The sequence below is a fragment of the Alcanivorax hongdengensis A-11-3 genome, assembly GCF_000300995.1.
GTDB lineage: Bacteria > Pseudomonadota > Gammaproteobacteria > Pseudomonadales > Alcanivoracaceae > Alcanivorax > Alcanivorax hongdengensis.
Genome location: NZ_AMRJ01000007.1, coordinates 64,333 through 82,156 on the forward strand (window position 1 = coordinate 64,333; position 17,824 = coordinate 82,156).

The window sequence follows — 17,824 nt, forward strand, 5'->3', positions numbered from 1 at the left end:
AGATGATGCCCGGGCCGCTGAAGCGTCTTTATCGCCGCTGGCTGGCACGAAGGCTGCCGCCTGCCAGACAGATTGTGTTGAGCCAGAAGCGGGTGTTTATCTTCCCCACCGGCTACGGCTTTCTCTACCTGCTGGTAGCCGCATTGCTCTTTGTTGGCGGCATTAATTACGAAAACAATCTGATCCTCTCCCTGTCGTTTCTGCTGGCCAGTCTTTTCATGGTGGCCATTCTTCATACCTTCATGAATTTTTCCGGGCTGGGGTTGCGTAATGGCACCTCGGAATCCGGCTTTAGTGGCGGCAGTGGCGCGCTGCAGGTGATCCTTTTTGCTGATCAGCGCACTCACCACAGCGTTCGTCTCAGCTGGCCCGGCCAGAGTGCCCAGCAAGTGCATGTCATCAAGGGCGAGGAGTGTGCGGTGTGGCTGAATCTTTCCTTGCCCCATCGTGGCCGGATTGCCGCGCCGCGTATTCGCGTGGAAAGCCGATATCCGCTGGGTCTGTTGTGCGCCTGGTCCTACGTCACCCTGGATCATTATTGCCTGGCCTGGCCGCGACCGGTGGCCAGCGACCATTGCCCCGCGGATGGCGGCGAGCACCAGCACAGCGTGGCCAGCAGCGGCCAAGGCGGCAACGAGGAATTCCAGGGCTTGCGTGAATACACTCCCGGAGACTCGTTGCGCAAGGTGGACTGGAAGGGCTATGCCCGTGGCCGAGGGCTTTATACCAAGGTCTTTGCCGAGCCGGCCGGTGGCCGCCTGTGGCTGCGCTGGTCGCTGGTGGAGGGGTTGCCCGAGGAGCAGCGGCTGTCGGTGCTGTGTTACTGGACGCTGGCGCTGGACAAGGAGCAGGCGCCCTACGGCCTGGAGTTGCCGGGGCTGACACTGGCGCCGGACAGTGGTGACGTGCACCGCTGGCGGGTGCTGGATGCACTGGCCTGCTATCCGGAGTTCGACTGATGGCACGGATTTATCAGTTGCCCACCCATACCCGGCTCTGGCTGACCCTGGCCATGTTGCTGTGTTCCTTGCCACAGCTGTTCCGTGGCCCACTGTGGCAGTCCGGTTTGCTGGTGCTGGTGGTGGTCATTCGCATGCTGGTGGATCGCCAGCGCATTGGGCTGCCGGGTCGCACTGCGCGAACGGCGCTGTTACTGATTACGGTGGCGCTCACTTTTTACAGCTTTGGACGGCTTTACGGGCCGGATGCCGGGGTGGCGTTGCTGGTCAGTCTGTTTGCCCTCAAGTATCTGGAAGTGGTCAAGCTGCGTGATGCCTATGTGCTGATGGTGTTGGGGTACTTTGTCTGCGCCACCAGCCTGTTGTTCTATCAGGGCATCCTGATGTTCTTTTACGTGCTGGCCTGCATCACCTTGCTGACTGCCTGTCTGGTGGGGATCAATCACAGCGATACCAGCGCCCGGGCCCCCCAGCACCTGCGTACCGCTGCGGTCATGCTGATGCAGGCCGTTCCGCTGATGGTGGTACTGTTTATTCTGGTGCCAAGGGTGGCGCCGCTCTGGAACATGCAGATCGGTAGTGGCCAGGTGAAAACCGGGATGAGCGATACCCTGTCACCGGGAGAGGTCAGCAGCCTGTCCCGATCCTCGGAGGTGGCATTTCGGGTGGCCTTTGAAGGGGACGTACCTCCCATGGCGCAGCGCTACTGGCGAGGGCTGACCCTGAGCACTTTTGATGGCAGAACCTGGCGGCAGGGTCTGCCAGCAGGAATGTCCGCACAGGACTATCTGGTCGGTGCCAACCAGACGCCCCCGCACTGGTTCTCGGTGCTCAAGAAAGCGGCACTGCAGGACGCGTTGCATTATCAGTACCGGGTAGTGATGGAACCCAGTCATCGCCGCTGGTTGTATGCCATGGCGGTGCCCTTCGTGACCGACCCGGATCTTCGCATGGCCAGGGATTTTCGCCTGGTAGCCGACTCGCAAGTGGATCAACGGCTGGGCTATCAGGTTACCAGTGTGCCCTCGGCCACCGGGGCCATGACCCTGACGCCGCAGGAAAGACAGCTGATGTTGACGCTGCCTGCGTCGGTGGGACCACGGGCCCGTTCGCTGGCCATGCAATGGCGTCGTGATGCCGATAGCGACAGTGTGGTGGTGCAGACAGCGTTGCATTACTTTCACAACGAACCCTTTTATTACACACTCAACCCGCCTCGACTGGAGCAGGACAGCATTGACGATTTTCTGTTTCGCAGTCGTCGGGGCTTCTGTGAACACTTCGCCTCCAGTTTTACCTTTCTGATGCGGGCCGCGGGTATTCCGGCCCGGGTGGTAGCTGGTTATCAGGGGGGACAGCTCAATCCGGTGGATGGTCATCTGGTCGTGCGTCAGTACGATGCCCATGCCTGGTCCGAAGTCTGGCTGGACGGTCGCGGCTGGGTCAGGGTAGACCCGACCGCCGCGGTGGCGCCCCAACGAATCGAAAGCGGTTTGCAGGCTGCCCTGGATGCCCAGGGGAATACGGCTAGCAATTTGGGCCTGGATTTCTCCGGTTTCAGCGGTGCCAGCTGGTTTGGGCAGATAAAGATCTGGATGGATTACGTGGATTTTCGCTGGCAGACCTGGGTGCTGGATTATGACACCGGCCGTCAGTTGGCGTTTCTGTCACGGATTTTTGTCTCCGTCACCCCCATGAAGATCGCACTGGCCCTGCTGGTCTGTCTGGGCCTGCCGTTATTGCTGATTCTTGGCTGGATGCTGTGGCGCCGCGAGCGTCACCCCTTGAGTCAGGAAGAGAAGGAATTCAATCGCTTATTCCGCCTGGTCGAGCGGCGTGGGCTGACGCTGGCGCCCGGTACCACGCCCCGTCAACTGGCCGAGGCTATCAGTGACCGGTGGCCCAAAGCGGCAACACAAGCCCTTCACTGGCGCCAGCGTTACGAGCGATTGATGTATTCCGCGCTCCCCGGAGATAAAAAAAAGCAACTGTATCATTTACGTCGGCTGCGAAATCGCTTATACAAATTGTTGTACTAATGTACGAAGTCTGGCCGGGGGGAACACTGGCCACCAATGACGACTTGAGAGTCAAGGAGATGACGTGATGCGCGCAGCACAATACAAAAAAGCGCTGGAACTGACCGAGCACTCACCATGGGCACAGCAGTTCTGGGATGATCTGGTGCCATTGAAGAATCAGGTAGTGGAACACCCCGTCTTTGTGGAAATGGCCGAGGGGTCACTCAGCCAGCCACGGTTTCGCTGTGCACTGCTGAATTTCTACCCGCTGGTGGAAAACTTCCCCAAGTACATGGCCCTGAACCTGGCCAAGACCCGCCCCGGCCGCCAGCCCGGCCACGAGGAAGCCAAGAACTGGCTAATCGAGAACATCAAGATCGAGCAACGCCACGCCTACTGGTACCAGGATTGGGCCATGGGCTTTGATATCAGCCTGGAAGAGCTCAACCATGTGAGCCCGCCGGCGGCCATGGATGCGGTGAACAACTACCTGTGGTCCATGGGCCATCAGGCCAGCCTGGAGGAGGGCATCGCCGCCACTAACCTGGCTATCGAATGGGCCACGGGGGAGTGGAGCCAGAGCGTGGTGAAGGGCATGGAAAGCTATCAGGAGCGGGGTATCGCCACCATCAACCGTCACTCCATGGCCTGGCTGCGAGCCCATGCTTCCTACGATGACGAGCACCCCCATGAAGCCATGGAACTGGTCAAGCGACTGGCGGTGGACGACGAGCGTCGCGACAAGGCCTTCAAGGCCGCCAAGCGCGGTCTGGAGTACTACATCGTGGCACTGGATCACTGCTACCAGAATTATCCGGGCTAAGGGACCTCTGAAAAACGCCTTGCATACCCAGAGGGTATAAACGCTCAGGCTTTCAGGCTGGTTCAGCCCCTCGGCCAAGGTAAACAGAGGTCCCCTAGAGATAAACTTGCAGCTTTTCGCGGATCACTTTCTGGATCGCCTTGATCTCCATGCTGGAACGATCGGTCAGTTTGGAAGGTTGAATGCGGTGCAGGTGCAGGCAGGGAAAATCCTTGCGAAAAGCTCGCAGGTCGCCCTTGGTAATCACCGGCAGGAAGGGGACCTCATTGGTCTCCTTTTTCATCAGCGCCCATAATCCCACCTTCAGTGGCACCGGCTTGATCACCCGCTTGCCGTATTTGAGCAGGCGCAGGGTCAGAAACAGGCCCTCGTTACCGAACAGATCCCCCGGTACGATATACATCCCCGAAGCGTGCACACTGTGGTCACCGATGCCATTGAAGGTGTCGTGGTAGGCGTAGGGATTGGGGAGAATGATCAGTGATCGGTCGTTGTCTTCCGGCAGGCTGATATCGTAATTGGTATACAGCTGCTCCACCGGTGCACTGTACACGCACAATGTGTCCTGAAATTGCTTGATAAACTCAATGGCCCGCTTGTGGTTATCGAACTCGTTGAGCTGCCAGATCAGATGTTCCGGAATCCCCAAATCTTTAAGCATAAATTGGTAGTGCGTGTTAGTTATTAGTTATTAAGCAGAATATAGCATAGGCAAGCCGTTGCTCCAGTACATTGACCCCGTTGATCCATGTATCAGTGACTGGGGTCACCCGGAAAGTGGGCGCCGGATAACACGATGAGAAAAATGTTCCCCGTTGATGATGTGATTGACGAGCTGCTGTCCCACCTGAACCAGGTTGGGGGAGCTATCCTCGAGGCACCACCGGGTGCCGGCAAGTCCACCCGTGTGCCCCTGGCGCTGCTACGTGATTTGCCCTCCAGCGCCGGCAAGATCCTGATGCTGGAGCCGCGCAGAATGGCGGCCCGGGCAGTGGCCCGCTTCATGGCCAGCCAGTGGCAGGAGCCAGTGGGCGGAACCATTGGTTACCGGACGCGGCTGGACAGTGCCACCAGCGCTGACACTCGCCTGGAAGTGGTAACCGAGGGGGTGCTGACGCGGATGTTGCTGGATGATCCGGCACTGACGGACATCGCGCTGGTGATTTTTGATGAATTCCATGAACGCTCACTGGTGGCGGATCTGGGCCTGGCGCTGTTACAGGAGGTGCGTGGCGCCCTGCGCGATGACCTGCGGCTTCTGATCATGTCTGCCACCCTGGACGGCGATGCCCTGGCCGGGCTGTTGGGCCTGCCGGTGGTCCGCAGCCAGGGGCGCAGCTTTGCCGTTGATGTGGCGTACCGGCCGGTACCCGCAGGGCAGGACTGGCGCGATCATTGCGCCCGTGAGGTGATGGCACTGGCGCCCCATGCCGGCGTGATGCTGGTCTTCCTGCCCGGTCAGCGTGACATTCGCCAGCTGCAGCAGCGATTGTCCCTGCCGGCAGTCATGCCGTTGCATGGTGGCCTGCCGCCGGCTGATCAGCAGGTGGTGCTGGAGCACGCCCGTCAGCATGGCAAGGCCGTGATTCTGACCACCAATGTGGCCGAGACCAGTCTCACCATCGAGGGCGTGACCCACGTGATCGATACGGGCTGGGCCCGTGAGCCGGTCTACGACCCGGCCCGCCACCGCAGTCGCCTGGTGACCCGACGCATCAGTGAAGCCAGCGCCCGGCAACGTGCCGGCCGTGCCGGTCGACTCGGGCCCGGCCAGTGCCTGCGGTTGTGGCCGGACAGTGAAGTGATGGCCGCCTACCGGGCCCCGGAAATCCAGCGGGTGGCGCTGGATGCCCTGGTACTGGATCTGGCCCGCTGGGGCTGTCGCGACCCGTATCAACTGGACTGGCTGGACCCGCCGCCACTGCCGGCCTGGGAGAGTGCGGTGCTACGGTTAAAGCAGGCCGGGGCACTGGATGCGGAAGGCGCCATCACGGACCTGGGCAAACAGTTGGGCCGCATCGGCATCGAGCCGGCGCTGGCCATGCTGGTGCTGGCTGGCCGCAAGCAGGGGCTTGGCGTCAGCGCCGCAAGACTGGCCGCCCTGATGGCCGACCGGGATCCGCTAATGGGTGCCGGGGTGGATGCCGGGGTGCGCCTGGCGGCCATGGAACAACAGCCTGAACGCCACCGTGGCCTGCTGCGAGAGGCGGCTCGACTGGCCGGGGGCCGCGCCACGGATAGCCGTGATTGGCGCGATGCCATGGGGGGCTTGCTGGCCGATGTTTACCCCATGCAGATTGCCGAACAAAGGCCCGGTCAGCCGGGGCGTTATCGCATGGCGGACGGGCCGGGCCTGCTGCTCGATAACCGGGATGCCCACTTTGGCGCGCCCTGGTTGCTGGTGCTGGATACCGACGGCGAGCCCCGCGATGCCCGCATTCGTCTTGCCTGGCCCTTGCAGGAGGAACAGGTGATGGCCGTGGCTCAACAGTACGGCCGTTGGCAGGCAAGCTGCGGCTGGGATGGCCGCCTGGAGAAGGTCGTTGCCCGGCGGGAATTCCGTCTTGGTGGCCTGGTACTCGAGACCCGGTCGATCCCCGAGCCGGCCCCCGAGCAATTGATCGCCGGCTTGATCGACGGCATTCGTCAGCAGGGATTGTCAGTCCTGCCCTGGACCGACGGTCTGCGCCAGTGGCAGCACCGTGCCCGGATGCTGGCTACTTTCTCCGGCGAGCAATGGCCGGCCATGGATGACGCCAGCCTGTTGGCGGACCTTGAGGTCTGGGCCGGCCCTTATCTGGCCGGCATGGTCGGGTTGCGGGACCTGCGCCGCATGCCATTACAGGCTGCATTGCAGGACCGTTTGAGCCCGCAACAGCAACAGCATCTTGCCGAGCAGATGCCGGCCCGGATCCCGGTGCCTTCCGGTCGTGACGTCGCTCTGGATTACAGCGGCGCGGTGCCGGTACTGGCGGTAAAATTGCAGGAGCTTTTCGGGTTGGAGTCGCTGCCGCTACTGGCCAATGGACGGCTACGCATACAGGCGCAGCTACTGACTCCGGCGGGTCGGCCCGCGGCCATCACCGATAACCTGGAGCGATTCTGGCGGGAAAATTATCCGGCCGTGCGCAAGGACCTGCGTGGCCGTTACCCCAAGCATCCCTGGCCGGAAGATCCTCTCGGCGCCGTGGCTACCGGTAAAACGAAAAACCGGCTGGCCCGGGACGGACACTGATTTGCAGAGCTAGGGTCGGTGACGCAGGCGCCGCAGACTGATGGCGGCGGCAACCGTATCGAAGCCCGCCGCCATCAGCAGTGCCGGCGTGATTCCTCCGGGCACCAGGCCAAATACCAGGGCCGTCAGCGCCGCGCCCACGGTCTGGCCAAATAAGCGGGCGGTGCCCTGCATGCCGCCGGCGCTGCCACTGCGATGACGGGGCGCCGAGCCGATGATGGCGCGATTGTTGGGTGACTGGAACAGGCCGAAACCGATTCCGCACAGGCCCATGCAAAGCAGGATCGGCCACAATGGCGGCTGCTCCGGCAGCAGAGCAATCAGCACCAGGCCAGTGAGTTTGATCAGCAACCCCAGCGAGCAGAGGACTCCCACCGGATAACGATCCGCCAGCCGACCGGCAACGGGGGCGGTCAGGGCCACGGCCATGGGCCAGGGGGTCATCAGCAGCCCGGTTTCCACCGGGCTGTAACCCAGCACATCGTGCAGGTAGAAGGGCAGCGTGATAAAGGCCGCCATCTGGCTGGCAAAGGCGCAGGTGGAGGTGCTGATGGCCAGATAGAAAGGCCGTATTCGCAGCAGATCCACGGGTAACAGCGGCGATGGCAGAGCCAGCTGGCGGCGCACCAATATCACCATCACCACCGCCGCCACGGCCATCTCCGTCAGGGCGATGGCCGGGTTGATGCCGTGGGCAAAACTGTCGATGGCCATTACCAGCAGGCCGATGCCGACGGCGTTGAGCACGGCACTGATGCCGTCAAAGCGGTGGCTGGCACGCCCGGTGATGGGCAGATTGTACGAGGCCAACAGTAGTGCCATGAGTCCCAGTGGGATATTGATGGCAAACAGCCAGGGCCAGTCACCCACCGACAGGATGCCGGACGCCACGGTGGGGCCCATGCCGGTGGATAACGCCACGATCATGGCAATCAGGCCGATGCCCTTGCCCAGCTCCCGGGACGGATAGATAAAGCGCACCAGCGCCGCATTGACGCTCATCACCCCGGCCGCGCCCAACCCCTGACAGAAACGGGCGGCGGTCAGCGTTACCAGGGAGTCGGCAACCGTACAGGCCAGGGATGACAGGATGAAGAGGCTCAGACCGGTCTGATAGACCCGCCGGTAGCCGACGATGTCGCCCAGTGAAGAGAGAGGCAGCAGCGTGATGGCTACGGCCAGCAGATAAGCGTTGACCACCCAGACCGACTGGGACGGGCTGATGCCGAGATTATCGGCAATGGTGGGTAGCGCCACATTGACGATATTGTTGTCCATCACCGCCATGCCAATGCTGACGGCAATAGCCAGCATGGCCCAACGCCGCTGGGCGGGCGGCAAACCATCCTGTTCGGTTGGCGGGACAGGGACAGGGTCAGACAAAGCGGGCTCCGTTGACGTACTGCAGATCTCAATGGCTGGCCATGATACCCGTGTCCCGGCATGCAGGCCCATTGAATCTGCCAATGCGCGGCAGAGCCGGTAACCGTGAAGAAATGGGGAGGCGGCCGTTTTCCCCAAGGCGATGCTGCCAGCCGCCTCCCGCTTAACCTAAAGCTTGTAGAGGAAAGTGGGCCCGGGAAACTCGCTGCCATCATCCACGCCGACCTCGTAGTCCACCAGGGCATTGGTCTTGTCGTTCATGGTCAGCAGCAAGTCCTTCACCGACTCCGGATTGGCCGCCAGGTTCACCATTTCCTGTGGGTCGGCGTGGGTGTCATAGAGTTCCAGGTCGTTATGTTCGGTGAGGGTGGCCCAGTCCGCCGGGCGATGATGGCTGTCGGCACTGAAGTAACGGACAAACTTGTAGCGCCCGTCATAACAGCCGCGGTGCAGGCCGCGATTACTCAGTGCCGGGCCCAGCTTCAGTTCTTTCAACGCCTCGGTCATCAGGCGCAGTGGCGTGATCTCGTCGCCTTTGCTAACCAGCGCCCGGGTGATCTCCGGGTCCGTGTAGAGCGTCACACCGTAGGCAAACAGATGGCCCTTGCGGTCCCGTTCCGTGTCCTGGCCGTTGAGCACCGGTGACAGGTCGATCCCCGGTGTTTCGCTTTTGGCCTGGCCCTCGGTGGCCAGGCCCAGCAGTGTCGGCACCAGATCCACGGCGGAACCCAGGTTGTCGATGTTGCGCCCCTGGCGACTGTCCGGGTGACTGATGATCAGAGGTACCCGGCTGTTTTCCTTGTAGGCAAAGGGGCCCTTTTGGCGCAAACCGTGGGCGCCGGCCATTTCTCCGTGATCGGCGGTGTAGACAATGATGGTGTTGTCGGCCTGGCCGCTTTCCTGCAGGGCTTGCAGGACCTGTTCCACCTGCCGGGAAACATCACGCAGGCAGTTGAAATAATAACTCTGGTTGGCCAGCCAGGCGGCGGCGTCGTTCTTGTCGATATGGCCATAGAGACTGTCCACCAGGCCGGCATAGGCCTGCTGGCACCAGGGTTTGCCGGCAAGGTTGTCGTGAAAGGATGCCGGTAGCGGCACGCTCGACCAGTCCTTGCGGTAAATCGGGTCATGGGGGGCCGGGCGCAGCGGTGCCATGAAATCCGGGTTGGTGCGCGAGCGCGACTGTTTTTCGCCGGTGGAGAAAAACATGATGTCGTGGGGGTTGACGAAATTGACCGCCAGCAACCAGGGCTTGTCCTGCTGCTGCCCGGTGCCCAGTAACCAGCGGCAGGCTTCCGCGCTGACCATGCGGTCGGCGATGTAGCCCTGCCAGACGCTGCCATGCACATCACCGGTCAGGTTGTAATCACTGAAACCGTAATCCTCCAGGGCGCGGTTCTGTGACGGGTAGTTGCCGTAGATCAGCCCCGGCCCATCCTGAATCTCCGACAGATGCCATTTTCCCTTGTAGGCAGTGTAGTAACCCTGTTCCCTGAAATAGTGGCCCAGGGTTTTCAGGTCACGATTGAGGGTCGGAAAGGGCGGGGCGCCCAGGTTGGCGGTCATGTGGGTCTGCATGGTGTGGTGACCGGTGTACATCACCGAGCGAGACGGCGAGCAGGGCGAGGTATTGACGTAATACTGGTTAAAACTGGTACCTCGCTGACGCAGCCATTCATGGGCCGGCAGGTCCAGCGCGGCGGGCAGGTCCATGGCGGAGCGTTCCTGATCGGAGACCAGCAGCAACACATTGGGTCGGGTTTTGCTCCGCAGGCCGGGGGCACCTCTAACAGCGCCTGCTGCACCCAAGGCGGCGGCGCCCAAGCCCAGCTGCTTGAGTGCGTGGCGTCGACTGATTTTTTTCATGGTGCCCTCCCGCTCTGTCCATGCCTTCGCTGTGTTCGTTGTGGCGATGGATGGACGCAGTATGGCGGGCTTTGTTATAAGCATGGGGTATAAATCCATGCAAAAAGGCTATGCCTATGTGGCAATTGCAACAGCTGCGCCATTTTCTGGTGATTTACGATCAGGGCAGCGTATCCGCAGCCGCCCGCCAGCTGGGGCTGTCGCAGCCGGCGTTGAGCCGCAGTATCGGCAAGCTGGAAGCGAGCCTGGGCATGGTGTTGTTTCAACGTGATACCCGCCATCTGCGGCCCACGGATGCGGCGGATGCGCTCTATCGCCAGGCAAGTCGGGTGCTGCAGGAAAACGCCGGGCTGGAGCGTCTGGCCCTGCGTTTTCGCGAGGGCCGGGCCGGGGTTGTGCGTATTGGTTGCGGGCCCTTTGTGCCGGATATGCTGGCGCAGCTACTGGCCAGCCCTTCCCTGACACCGGGCATCCGCCTGGATATTCAGGTCGAGGCGTTTCATGCGCTGCAAAAGGGGCTCTATGCCTACCGCTACGATTTCCTGGTCTATGACATGCGCCGCCGTGAGCGATTGCCGGATCAGGATGATCTGGTCGTCCAGCCGCTGGCACCGTTGCCCCTGCGCGTGGTGGCGCCGGCGGCCATGGCCTGCGAACTGGAAGGGCGGGATGAAACGAATCTGATACGTTTTGTTGACCAGCAGCCCTGGGCGCTGCCAAGGGTCTCCCGGGATTATCGTCGTGATACGGCCGACTGGTTGACGGGGTTGCTCAATGAGCGGGGCGGGCCGGATTACCAGCTGGATACCATCAGTTCCTGTCTGGCCCTGTGTCGTCAGGGCAGGGCGCTGACACTGGCGCCGGATTCCATGGTGGCAGCGGATGTGGAAAGCGGGGCCCTGTGCCTGGCCGCGCTGGATGCCGGTATTGATGCTCAGCCGAGCATGTATCGGTTACGTTCGCACCCGTTGTCCGACTCCGCTCGCCAGGTCTGGCAGTTGATTGCCCGACACTGGTGATAGGGGCAGGCACAAAAAAGCCCGGCAAATGCCGGGCTTTTTTGTTGCCGCGAAGCGGTCAGCCAGCCTTAGACGGACTGGGCAACCGGGATCTTCACGGTGTCGGCCACGTCCTGATACTCCGGCATTTGGTCGAAGTTCAGGTAGCGGTAGATCTCGGAAGACATGGAGTCGATGGTGTTTGCATACTCCATGTATTCCTCTGCGGTCGGCAGTTTGCCGAGAATGGACGCCACGGACGCCAGCTCGGCGGACGCCAGGTACACATCCGCACCCTGACCCAGACGGTTCGGGAAGTTACGGGTGGAGGTGGATACCGCCGTGGACTTCGGCGCGATGCGAGCCTGGTTACCCATGCACAGGGAGCAGCCCGGCATCTCGGTACGCGCACCGGCGCTGCCGAAGATGTTGTAGTAGCCTTCCTCGGTCAGCTGGTGCTGATCCATCTTGGTCGGCGGAGCGATCCACAGACGGGTCGGCATGGTGCCGCTTTCCACTTTCTGCAGCAGCTTGCCGGCAGCGCGGAAGTGACCGATGTTGGTCATGCAGGAACCGATGAACACCTCATCGATCTTGGCGCCGGCCACGTCGGACAGGGTCTTGGCATCGTCCGGGTCGTTCGGGCAGCACAGTACCGGCTCTTTGATCTGGTCCATGTCGATTTCGATGACGGTGTGGTACTCGGCATCGGCGTCGGCACGCATCAGGCTCGGGTTGGCCAGCCACTCTTCCATGCCCTGGATGCGACGCTCGATGGTACGGGCATCGCCGTAACCGTTGGCAATCATCCACTTGAGCATGGTGATGTTGGACTTCAGGTACTCGGCCACGCTGTCTTCGGACAGGGTGATGGTACAACCGGCGGCGGAACGCTCGGCGGAGGCGTCAGACAGTTCGAACGCCTGCTCCACGGTCAGCTCTTCCAGACCTTCGATTTCCAGGATGCGACCGGAGAACACGTTGACCTTGCCAGCTTTGGCGACGGTCAGGTGACCTTCCTTGATGGCCTGCAGCGGAATGGCGTGCACCAGGTCACGCAGGGTGATGCCCGGCTGGCGCTTGCCCTTGAAGCGAACCAGTACGGATTCCGGCATGTCCAGCGGCATCACGCCGGTGGCGGCGGCAAAGGCGACCAGACCGGAACCGGCCGGGAAGGAAATGCCCATGGGGAAACGGGTGTGGGAGTCACCACCGGTACCGACGGTATCAGGCAGCAGCATGCGGTTCAGCCAGGAGTGGATGATGCCGTCGCCCGGACGCAGGGACACACCGCCACGGTTCATGATGAAGTCGGGCAGGGTATGCTGGGTTTCCACGTCAACCGGCTTGGGGTAAGCGGCGGTGTGACAGAAGGACTGCATCACCAGGTCCGCCTGGAAGCCCAGACAGGCCAGGTCTTTCAGCTCGTCACGGGTCATCGGACCGGTGGTGTCCTGGGAGCCTACGGTGGTCATCTTCGGCTCGCAGTACATGCCGGCGCGCACGCCGTCCATGCCGCAGGCCTTGCCGACCATTTTCTGGGCCAGGGTGTAGCCCTTGTTGGAATCACCGGGCTGCTCCGGCTTGCGGAACAGATCGGAGGGCGCCAGGCCCAGCGCTTCGCGGGCTTTGGTGGTCAGACCACGACCGATGATCAGGTTGATACGGCCGCCGGCACGAACTTCATCCAGCAGAACCTGTGAACGCAGGTCGAATTCGGCGATCACTTCGCCGTTCTTTTCTACCTTGCCTTCAAACGGGAAGATGTCGATCTGGTCGCCGGTTTCCATTTTGGAAACGTCGCACTCAAAGGGCAGAGCGCCGGAATCTTCCATGGTGTTGAAGAAGATCGGTGCGATCTTGCCGCCGATGCACACGCCGCCGGCGCGCTTGTTCGGTACATAGGGAATGTCATCGCCGAAGTGCCACAGTACGGAGTTGGTGGCGGACTTACGGGAAGAACCGGTACCCACAACGTCACCCACGTAGGCAACCGGCAGGCCCTTGGCCTTCAGTTCTTCCATTTGCTTGAGCGGGCCGATTTCGCCGTCTTTCTCGGGGAAGATGCCTTCGCGGGCATTCTTCAGCATGGCGTTGCCGTGCAGCGGGATGTCCGGGCGGCTCCAGGCGTCCTGGGCCGGGGACAGGTCATCGGTGTTAGTCTCGCCGGACACCTTGAAGACGGTCAGAGACATTTTCTCTGCCAGATCCGGGCGCTTGGTGAACCACTCGCCTTCGGCCCAGGATTCGATCACTTCCTTGGCCTTGGCATTGCCGGCTTTCATCTTGTCTTCCACGTCGTGGAAAGCATCAAAAACCAGCAGCGTGTGCTTGAGTTGCTCGGCGGCCACTTCGGCCAGCTCGGCATCGTCCAGGGCTTCGATCAGCGGGGCCACGTTGTAGCCGCCCTGCATGGTGCCCAGCAGTTCCACGGCACGCTTCTTGTCGATCAGGGGAGAGCTGGCGTCGCCTTTCACGATTGCGCTCAGGAAGGCGGCCTTCACGTAGGCAGCCTGGTCCACACCCGGCGGAACGCGGTTTACGAACAGATCCTGGATAAATTCTTCTTCGCCGGCCGGCGGGTTCTTGAGCAGTTCAACCAGGTCGGCGACTTGCTGCTCGTTCAGCGGCTTCGGCGGCACGCCTTCGGCGGCGCGCTCTTCAACGTGTTTGCGATAGGCTTCTAGCACAGCGTTTCCCTCGTTCTCGTCTTGGCTGATTTCTTTTGGAAATCAGTCTTTTAGGGTGTTACTGGGGGTTGGAATTGCGCGCGGAGTATAGCGGAAACGGCATCAACTGTTAAGTTAAACCCGGTGTCAGAGCATTCATGTCATGAATACTCATAATCATTGAGAGTAGGGGCTATCCATACCCGCCGGCGGTCGACGGAAACGCTTGTAGCTCCACAGATACTGCGCCGGGTCCTCGTTGATTAGCCGGGCGATGTCCGCATTCATGGCCGTCAGGGCCGCTTCCAGATCCGCATCGGCGCTCACCGGCGTGGCTTGGCGAACGCGGATTTCGAATCCCTGCGTGCCGGGCAGGCGACGGGCCCAGGCCAGGAAGGTGACCGCACCGGTCTGGCGGATCAGTTTGCTGGCCAGGGTGCCGGTGTAGGCAGGCTGCCCGAAGAAGGGCGCATGCACGCCACTGCGCCGGTCCGGCACCTGGTCGGGCAGGATGGCGGTAAGGGCGCCTTTCTTCATGGCCCGCACCAGCCCGGCCACGCCCCGGGCCGTGGTCGGGTACATGGTGGAGCCGAAGTGCTCGCGGCCGGTGCGGATCAACTGGTCCACCTCCGGCAGCCCGGATGGCGCAAACATGGCATGCAGGCCGAACTCGCTGGCCAGCCAGAAGTTGAGCACTTCCCAGCAGCCCTGGTGGGGCGCCAGAATCATGATCGGTTTGCCATCGGCTACCGCCTGGCGCAGGGGCGCGTCGCCATCAATGGCGACAATACGCCTGAGCCCCTGGTCGGGATGGCGCCAGAACAGGGCGATCTCGAAGGTGTTCTTGCTGCTTTCCACCAGTGAAAGCCGGGCCAGCTGGCGGCGCTGGTTTTCATCCAGGTCCGGGTAACACAGGCGCAGGTTGGTATCGGTGACCCGGCGGGCTTCGCCGGGCAGGCGGCTGATCAGTCGCCCCAGCAGGCTGGCGATGCCCCGGTTAACGGCGAAAGGCAGCAGGGCCACCAGGCGCAGAGCCGCCACGGCCAGCAGGCCTTTGAGTCGTTGTATGCGAGGATTGGTTCGTCGTCCCATGGCGCGACAGTATACGGTGCCCCCGTGACATGCACAGCCGCTTTGGCAACAAAGTATGTAAAGCCGATATAATGCGCGCCCGCTAATGACAGCCAGGCCGGTCAGCCCCATGCATGATATTTCCGCCATTCGAGACTTTCTTCCCTGCGCCACCCCGGACGCCTGGATCGGCTGGGCCCTGCAGCACCCGGACATCCTGCTGATCGACCATGCGCATTGCGAGAAGAAAGCGGCCAGCACCGCCTTGAACCTGATGTTTCGTTACGTGGATCGCCCGGATCTACTGGATGCGCTCAGCCAGCTGGCCCGCGAGGAATTGCTGCATTTCGAGCAGGTGATACAGCTGATGCGCCAGCGCGGCGTTACCTATGATCACCTGTCACCGGCCCGTTATGCCCAGGGCCTGCGCCAGCACGTGCGCACCAGTGAGCCGGGTCGGCTGGTGGATACCCTGATCGTCGGCGCCCTGATCGAAGCGCGCAGCTGCGAACGCTTCGCCGCCCTGGCCCCCCACGTGGACGAGGAACTGGGCCGCTATTACCGCTACCTGCTGAAAAGCGAATCCCGTCACTTCGAGGACTACCTGCGGCTGGCTGAACAGTACGCCGGCGAGCCCATCGACGAACGGGTGGCATTCTTCAAGGCGGTGGAGCAGGAACTGGTGGAGTCACCGGATGAGGTGTTTCGGTTTCATTCGGGTATGCCGGGAAGTAATTGATAATTGAGAATGGATAATTGATAGTTCGCGTGCGAGCTTTATTCTGTCTCAAAGCAAAGAGGCCGCGCCCAACATTGGGCGCGGCCTCTTGCGTTTAATGGACTAACAATCACTGATCGCGCGTTATCAATTATCCATTCTCAATTATCAATTAACCCCAAAGCTTTCCAGCCGCAACCCCGCATCACTATCCGCCACAATCTGCCACCCAAGCTTCCCCCAATCCCCCAGCACCCAGCGTTTGCCCTGGCCGCCGGCCAGTTCGACGTCGTGGACATCCGGGCGGTGGGTGTGGCCGTGGATCAGGTGTTGAACACCGGCCTCGTCCATGACCCGCACCACTTCTTCCGGGGTCACGTCCATAATGTTCTCGGCCTTGTTGGCATTGTTACCCTGGCTTTGCATGCGCATGCCCTGGGCAATCATGCGGCGCTCTTCCAGCGGTTTGGCGAGCATGCCCTGTTGCCATTGCGGATTGCGCGCCATGGCACGAAATTGCTGGTAGGCAGTATCCAGGGTGCAGAGGCTGTCGCCATGCATCAGCAGGGCCGGGGTGCCGTAGAGGTCCACCACGGTGCCTTCCGGCAGGATCTGCCCGCCGGTGGCAGCGGCAAAGCCGTCACCAAGCAGGAAATCCCGGTTGCCATGCATGAAGAACAGCTCGCTGCCGCTGTCGGCAAAGCGCCGGAAGGCGGCGATGGCCTGCAGGTTGAAAGGGCTGTCGTCATCATCGCCGATCCAGGTCTCAAACAGGTCTCCGAGCACATACAGTCGCTCGGCCTGGCCGGCATGCTTGTCGAGCAGGCTTTCCAGCGCCTGCAGGTGTTCCGGCCGGGCCGGGTCCAGATGCAGGTCGGAAATGAACAGGCTGTAACTCATGGTTGCTCGCTGTCCTTGCCATCAAGACGGTAGGCGCGCTCGATGATCACCGGAGTGGCCGGCACATCGCGGGCCATCATGCCGCTCAGGCGCTGGGACGTGGTTTGCACCTCGGCAATGCGGTCCACCACGTCCATGCCGCCGGTGACCTTGCCGAAGACCGCATAACCCCAGCCACGCATGCTCTTGCCGGTGAAATCCAGATTGCGGTTATCCACCAGGTTGATAAAGAACTGGGCGGTGGCCGAGTCCGGGTCCATGGTACGGGCCATGGCCAGGGTGCCGCGGCGGTTTTTCAGGCCGTTATCGGCCTCGTTGGCGATGGCCGGCCGGGTGGCCTTGCGCTGCCCGCTCTGATCAAAACCGCCACCCTGGATCATGAAACCGGGAATCACGCGGTGGAACAGGGTGCCGTTGTAGAAACCGTCATCCACGTATTGCAGGAAGTTGGCCACCGTCTTCGGGGCCTTGTCCTGATACAGTTCCACGGTGATATCACCGGCGCTGGTTTCCAGTTTTACCTGGGGGTGGGCCCACAGCAGGGTGGGCACCAGGGCGATCAGGGCAACGAGCAGACGCATGGTGATTTACTCCTCCAGCAGGGTGGCGGATTCGATCAGCACCGGCTCTACCGGCACGTCCTGGTGGAAACCGCTGTTGCCGGTCTGCACATTGCGGATCTTTTCCACCACGTCCATACCGTCTGCCACCTTGCCGAAGACCGCATAGCCCCAGCCGTCCTGGCTGCGTTCCTTGTCCAGGAAGTGGTTATCGGCCACGTTGATGAAGAACTGGGCGGAGGCGGAGTGCGGGTCCGGGGTGCGGGCCATGGCGATGGCGCCGGTCACATTGGACAGGCCGTTGCCGGCCTCGTTCTGGATCGGTGCGCGGGTGGGCTTCTGCTGCATGTCTTCGGTGAAGCCGCCGCCCTGAATCATGAAGTTGCTGATAACACGGTGGAAAATCGTGCCGTCAAAATGGCCGTCCTTCACGTACTGAACGAAATTCTCGCAGGTGCCGGGGGCCTTGTCCGCGTCCAGTTCCAGGGTGATTTTGCCGTAGGTTGTATTGAGCACCACTTTCATCGGGTCTTCTCCACAGGGTGGGGCCGGCCGGCGGGCTTATTTGCGCCGGGACAGGCCCTGAGTCTTTGACTGAAGGGGAGGGTACATTACACTAGC

At 61.7% G+C, this 17,824-nt stretch carries 14 protein-coding genes; 6 read left to right on the top strand and 8 right to left on the bottom strand.

Annotation, left to right across the window (positions count from 1 at the left end; genetic code table 11):
• Positions 1–2 precede the first annotated feature (2 nt).
• From A11A3_RS06565 to A11A3_RS06575, 3 genes are all read left to right on the top strand, one after another.
• Complete coding sequence (locus A11A3_RS06565) at positions 3–959, top strand: DUF58 domain-containing protein (protein WP_008928493.1); 957 nt, start codon at positions 3–5, stop codon at positions 957–959.
• Positions 959–2,998 (top strand): transglutaminase TgpA family protein, encoded by a 2,040-nt coding sequence (locus A11A3_RS06570; RefSeq protein ID WP_008928494.1) that lies wholly within the window; start codon positions 959–961, stop codon positions 2,996–2,998. Before A11A3_RS06565 ends, A11A3_RS06570 begins: the two co-directional genes overlap by 1 nt.
• A gap of 67 nt (positions 2,999–3,065) precedes the next feature.
• Entirely contained in the window at positions 3,066–3,803 is a 738-nt protein-coding gene (locus A11A3_RS06575) for an iron-containing redox enzyme family protein (protein WP_008928495.1), read from the top strand.
• Between the two features lie 94 nt (positions 3,804–3,897).
• On the opposite strand, the gene A11A3_RS06580 is transcribed toward A11A3_RS06575, so the two are convergent.
• The gene (locus tag A11A3_RS06580) at positions 3,898–4,464 is read right to left on the bottom strand and encodes a hypothetical protein (RefSeq protein ID WP_008928496.1); all 567 of its coding nucleotides are present in this window, start codon (positions 4,462–4,464) and stop codon (positions 3,898–3,900) included.
• A gap of 135 nt (positions 4,465–4,599) precedes the next feature.
• On the opposite strand from A11A3_RS06580, the gene hrpB reads away from it, so the two are divergent.
• Positions 4,600–7,038, top strand: a complete 2,439-nt coding sequence (gene hrpB / locus A11A3_RS06585) for an ATP-dependent helicase HrpB (protein WP_051011760.1) — start codon at positions 4,600–4,602, stop codon at positions 7,036–7,038.
• A gap of 9 nt (positions 7,039–7,047) precedes the next feature.
• Here the strand turns inward: hrpB and A11A3_RS06590 are convergent, their stop codons facing one another.
• Both A11A3_RS06590 and A11A3_RS06595 read right to left on the bottom strand, forming a co-directional pair.
• Positions 7,048–8,352 carry an MFS transporter gene (locus A11A3_RS06590; protein WP_051011761.1) on the bottom strand — a complete coding sequence of 435 codons (1,305 nt, stop codon included), beginning with the start codon at positions 8,350–8,352 and terminating at the stop codon, positions 7,048–7,050.
• A 237-nt stretch (positions 8,353–8,589) separates the two neighbouring features.
• Positions 8,590–10,287: a sulfatase family protein gene (locus A11A3_RS06595; protein ID WP_008928499.1), complete on the bottom strand. Its 1,698-nt coding sequence runs from the start codon at positions 10,285–10,287 to the stop codon at positions 8,590–8,592.
• 116 nt (positions 10,288–10,403) lie between these two features.
• Here A11A3_RS06595 and A11A3_RS06600 point away from each other — a divergent pair, with 116 nt between their 5' ends.
• Positions 10,404–11,306 carry a LysR family transcriptional regulator gene (locus A11A3_RS06600; RefSeq protein WP_008928500.1) on the top strand — a complete coding sequence of 301 codons (903 nt, stop codon included), beginning with the start codon at positions 10,404–10,406 and terminating at the stop codon, positions 11,304–11,306.
• Between the two features lie 68 nt (positions 11,307–11,374).
• On the opposite strand, the gene A11A3_RS06605 is transcribed toward A11A3_RS06600, so the two are convergent.
• Together A11A3_RS06605 and A11A3_RS06610 are read right to left on the bottom strand one after the other, a co-directional pair.
• Positions 11,375–13,975 carry a bifunctional aconitate hydratase 2/2-methylisocitrate dehydratase gene (locus tag A11A3_RS06605; RefSeq protein ID WP_008928501.1) on the bottom strand — a complete coding sequence of 867 codons (2,601 nt, stop codon included), beginning with the start codon at positions 13,973–13,975 and terminating at the stop codon, positions 11,375–11,377.
• Between the two features lie 156 nt (positions 13,976–14,131).
• The gene (locus A11A3_RS06610) at positions 14,132–15,046 is read right to left on the bottom strand and encodes a lysophospholipid acyltransferase family protein (protein WP_040296829.1); all 915 of its coding nucleotides are present in this window, start codon (positions 15,044–15,046) and stop codon (positions 14,132–14,134) included.
• A 109-nt stretch (positions 15,047–15,155) separates the two neighbouring features.
• Here A11A3_RS06610 and A11A3_RS06615 point away from each other — a divergent pair, with 109 nt between their 5' ends.
• Positions 15,156–15,764 carry a MiaE family protein gene (locus A11A3_RS06615; RefSeq protein WP_008928503.1) on the top strand — a complete coding sequence of 203 codons (609 nt, stop codon included), beginning with the start codon at positions 15,156–15,158 and terminating at the stop codon, positions 15,762–15,764.
• A gap of 147 nt (positions 15,765–15,911) precedes the next feature.
• Here A11A3_RS06615 and A11A3_RS06620 read toward each other — a convergent pair whose 3' ends face one another.
• The 3 genes from A11A3_RS06620 to A11A3_RS06630 are packed head-to-tail and all read right to left on the bottom strand — an operon-like array spanning position 15,912 to position 17,728.
• Positions 15,912–16,643, bottom strand: a complete 732-nt coding sequence (locus A11A3_RS06620) for a UDP-2,3-diacylglucosamine diphosphatase (RefSeq protein WP_008928504.1) — start codon at positions 16,641–16,643, stop codon at positions 15,912–15,914.
• Entirely contained in the window at positions 16,640–17,224 is a 585-nt protein-coding gene (locus A11A3_RS06625; RefSeq protein WP_008928505.1) for a peptidylprolyl isomerase, read from the bottom strand. Before A11A3_RS06625 ends, A11A3_RS06620 begins: the two co-directional genes overlap by 4 nt.
• 6 nt (positions 17,225–17,230) lie before the next feature.
• Positions 17,231–17,728 carry a peptidylprolyl isomerase gene (locus tag A11A3_RS06630; protein ID WP_008928506.1) on the bottom strand — a complete coding sequence of 166 codons (498 nt, stop codon included), beginning with the start codon at positions 17,726–17,728 and terminating at the stop codon, positions 17,231–17,233.
• Positions 17,729–17,824 lie beyond the last annotated feature (96 nt).

Excerpts from the sequence above, each read along its gene's own strand:
- A11A3_RS06565 (WP_008928493.1), top strand. The coding sequence starts at position 3 with ATGATGCCCGGGCCGCTGAAGCGTCTTTATCGCCGCTGGCTGGCACGA.
- A11A3_RS06570 (WP_008928494.1), top strand. The coding sequence starts at position 959 with ATGGCACGGATTTATCAGTTGCCCACCCATACCCGGCTCTGGCTGACC.
- A11A3_RS06575 (WP_008928495.1), top strand. The coding sequence starts at position 3,066 with ATGCGCGCAGCACAATACAAAAAAGCGCTGGAACTGACCGAGCACTCA.
- A11A3_RS06580 (WP_008928496.1), bottom strand. The coding sequence starts at position 4,464 with ATGCTTAAAGATTTGGGGATTCCGGAACATCTGATCTGGCAGCTCAAC.
- hrpB (WP_051011760.1), top strand. The coding sequence starts at position 4,600 with ATGAGAAAAATGTTCCCCGTTGATGATGTGATTGACGAGCTGCTGTCC.
- A11A3_RS06590 (WP_051011761.1), bottom strand. The coding sequence starts at position 8,352 with ATGCTGGCTATTGCCGTCAGCATTGGCATGGCGGTGATGGACAACAAT.
- A11A3_RS06595 (WP_008928499.1), bottom strand. The coding sequence starts at position 10,287 with ATGAAAAAAATCAGTCGACGCCACGCACTCAAGCAGCTGGGCTTGGGC.
- A11A3_RS06600 (WP_008928500.1), top strand. The coding sequence starts at position 10,404 with ATGTGGCAATTGCAACAGCTGCGCCATTTTCTGGTGATTTACGATCAG.
- A11A3_RS06610 (WP_040296829.1), bottom strand. The coding sequence starts at position 15,046 with ATGGGACGACGAACCAATCCTCGCATACAACGACTCAAAGGCCTGCTG.
- A11A3_RS06615 (WP_008928503.1), top strand. The coding sequence starts at position 15,156 with ATGCATGATATTTCCGCCATTCGAGACTTTCTTCCCTGCGCCACCCCG.
- A11A3_RS06620 (WP_008928504.1), bottom strand. The coding sequence starts at position 16,643 with ATGAGTTACAGCCTGTTCATTTCCGACCTGCATCTGGACCCGGCCCGG.
- A11A3_RS06625 (WP_008928505.1), bottom strand. The coding sequence starts at position 17,224 with ATGCGTCTGCTCGTTGCCCTGATCGCCCTGGTGCCCACCCTGCTGTGG.
- A11A3_RS06630 (WP_008928506.1), bottom strand. The coding sequence starts at position 17,728 with ATGAAAGTGGTGCTCAATACAACCTACGGCAAAATCACCCTGGAACTG.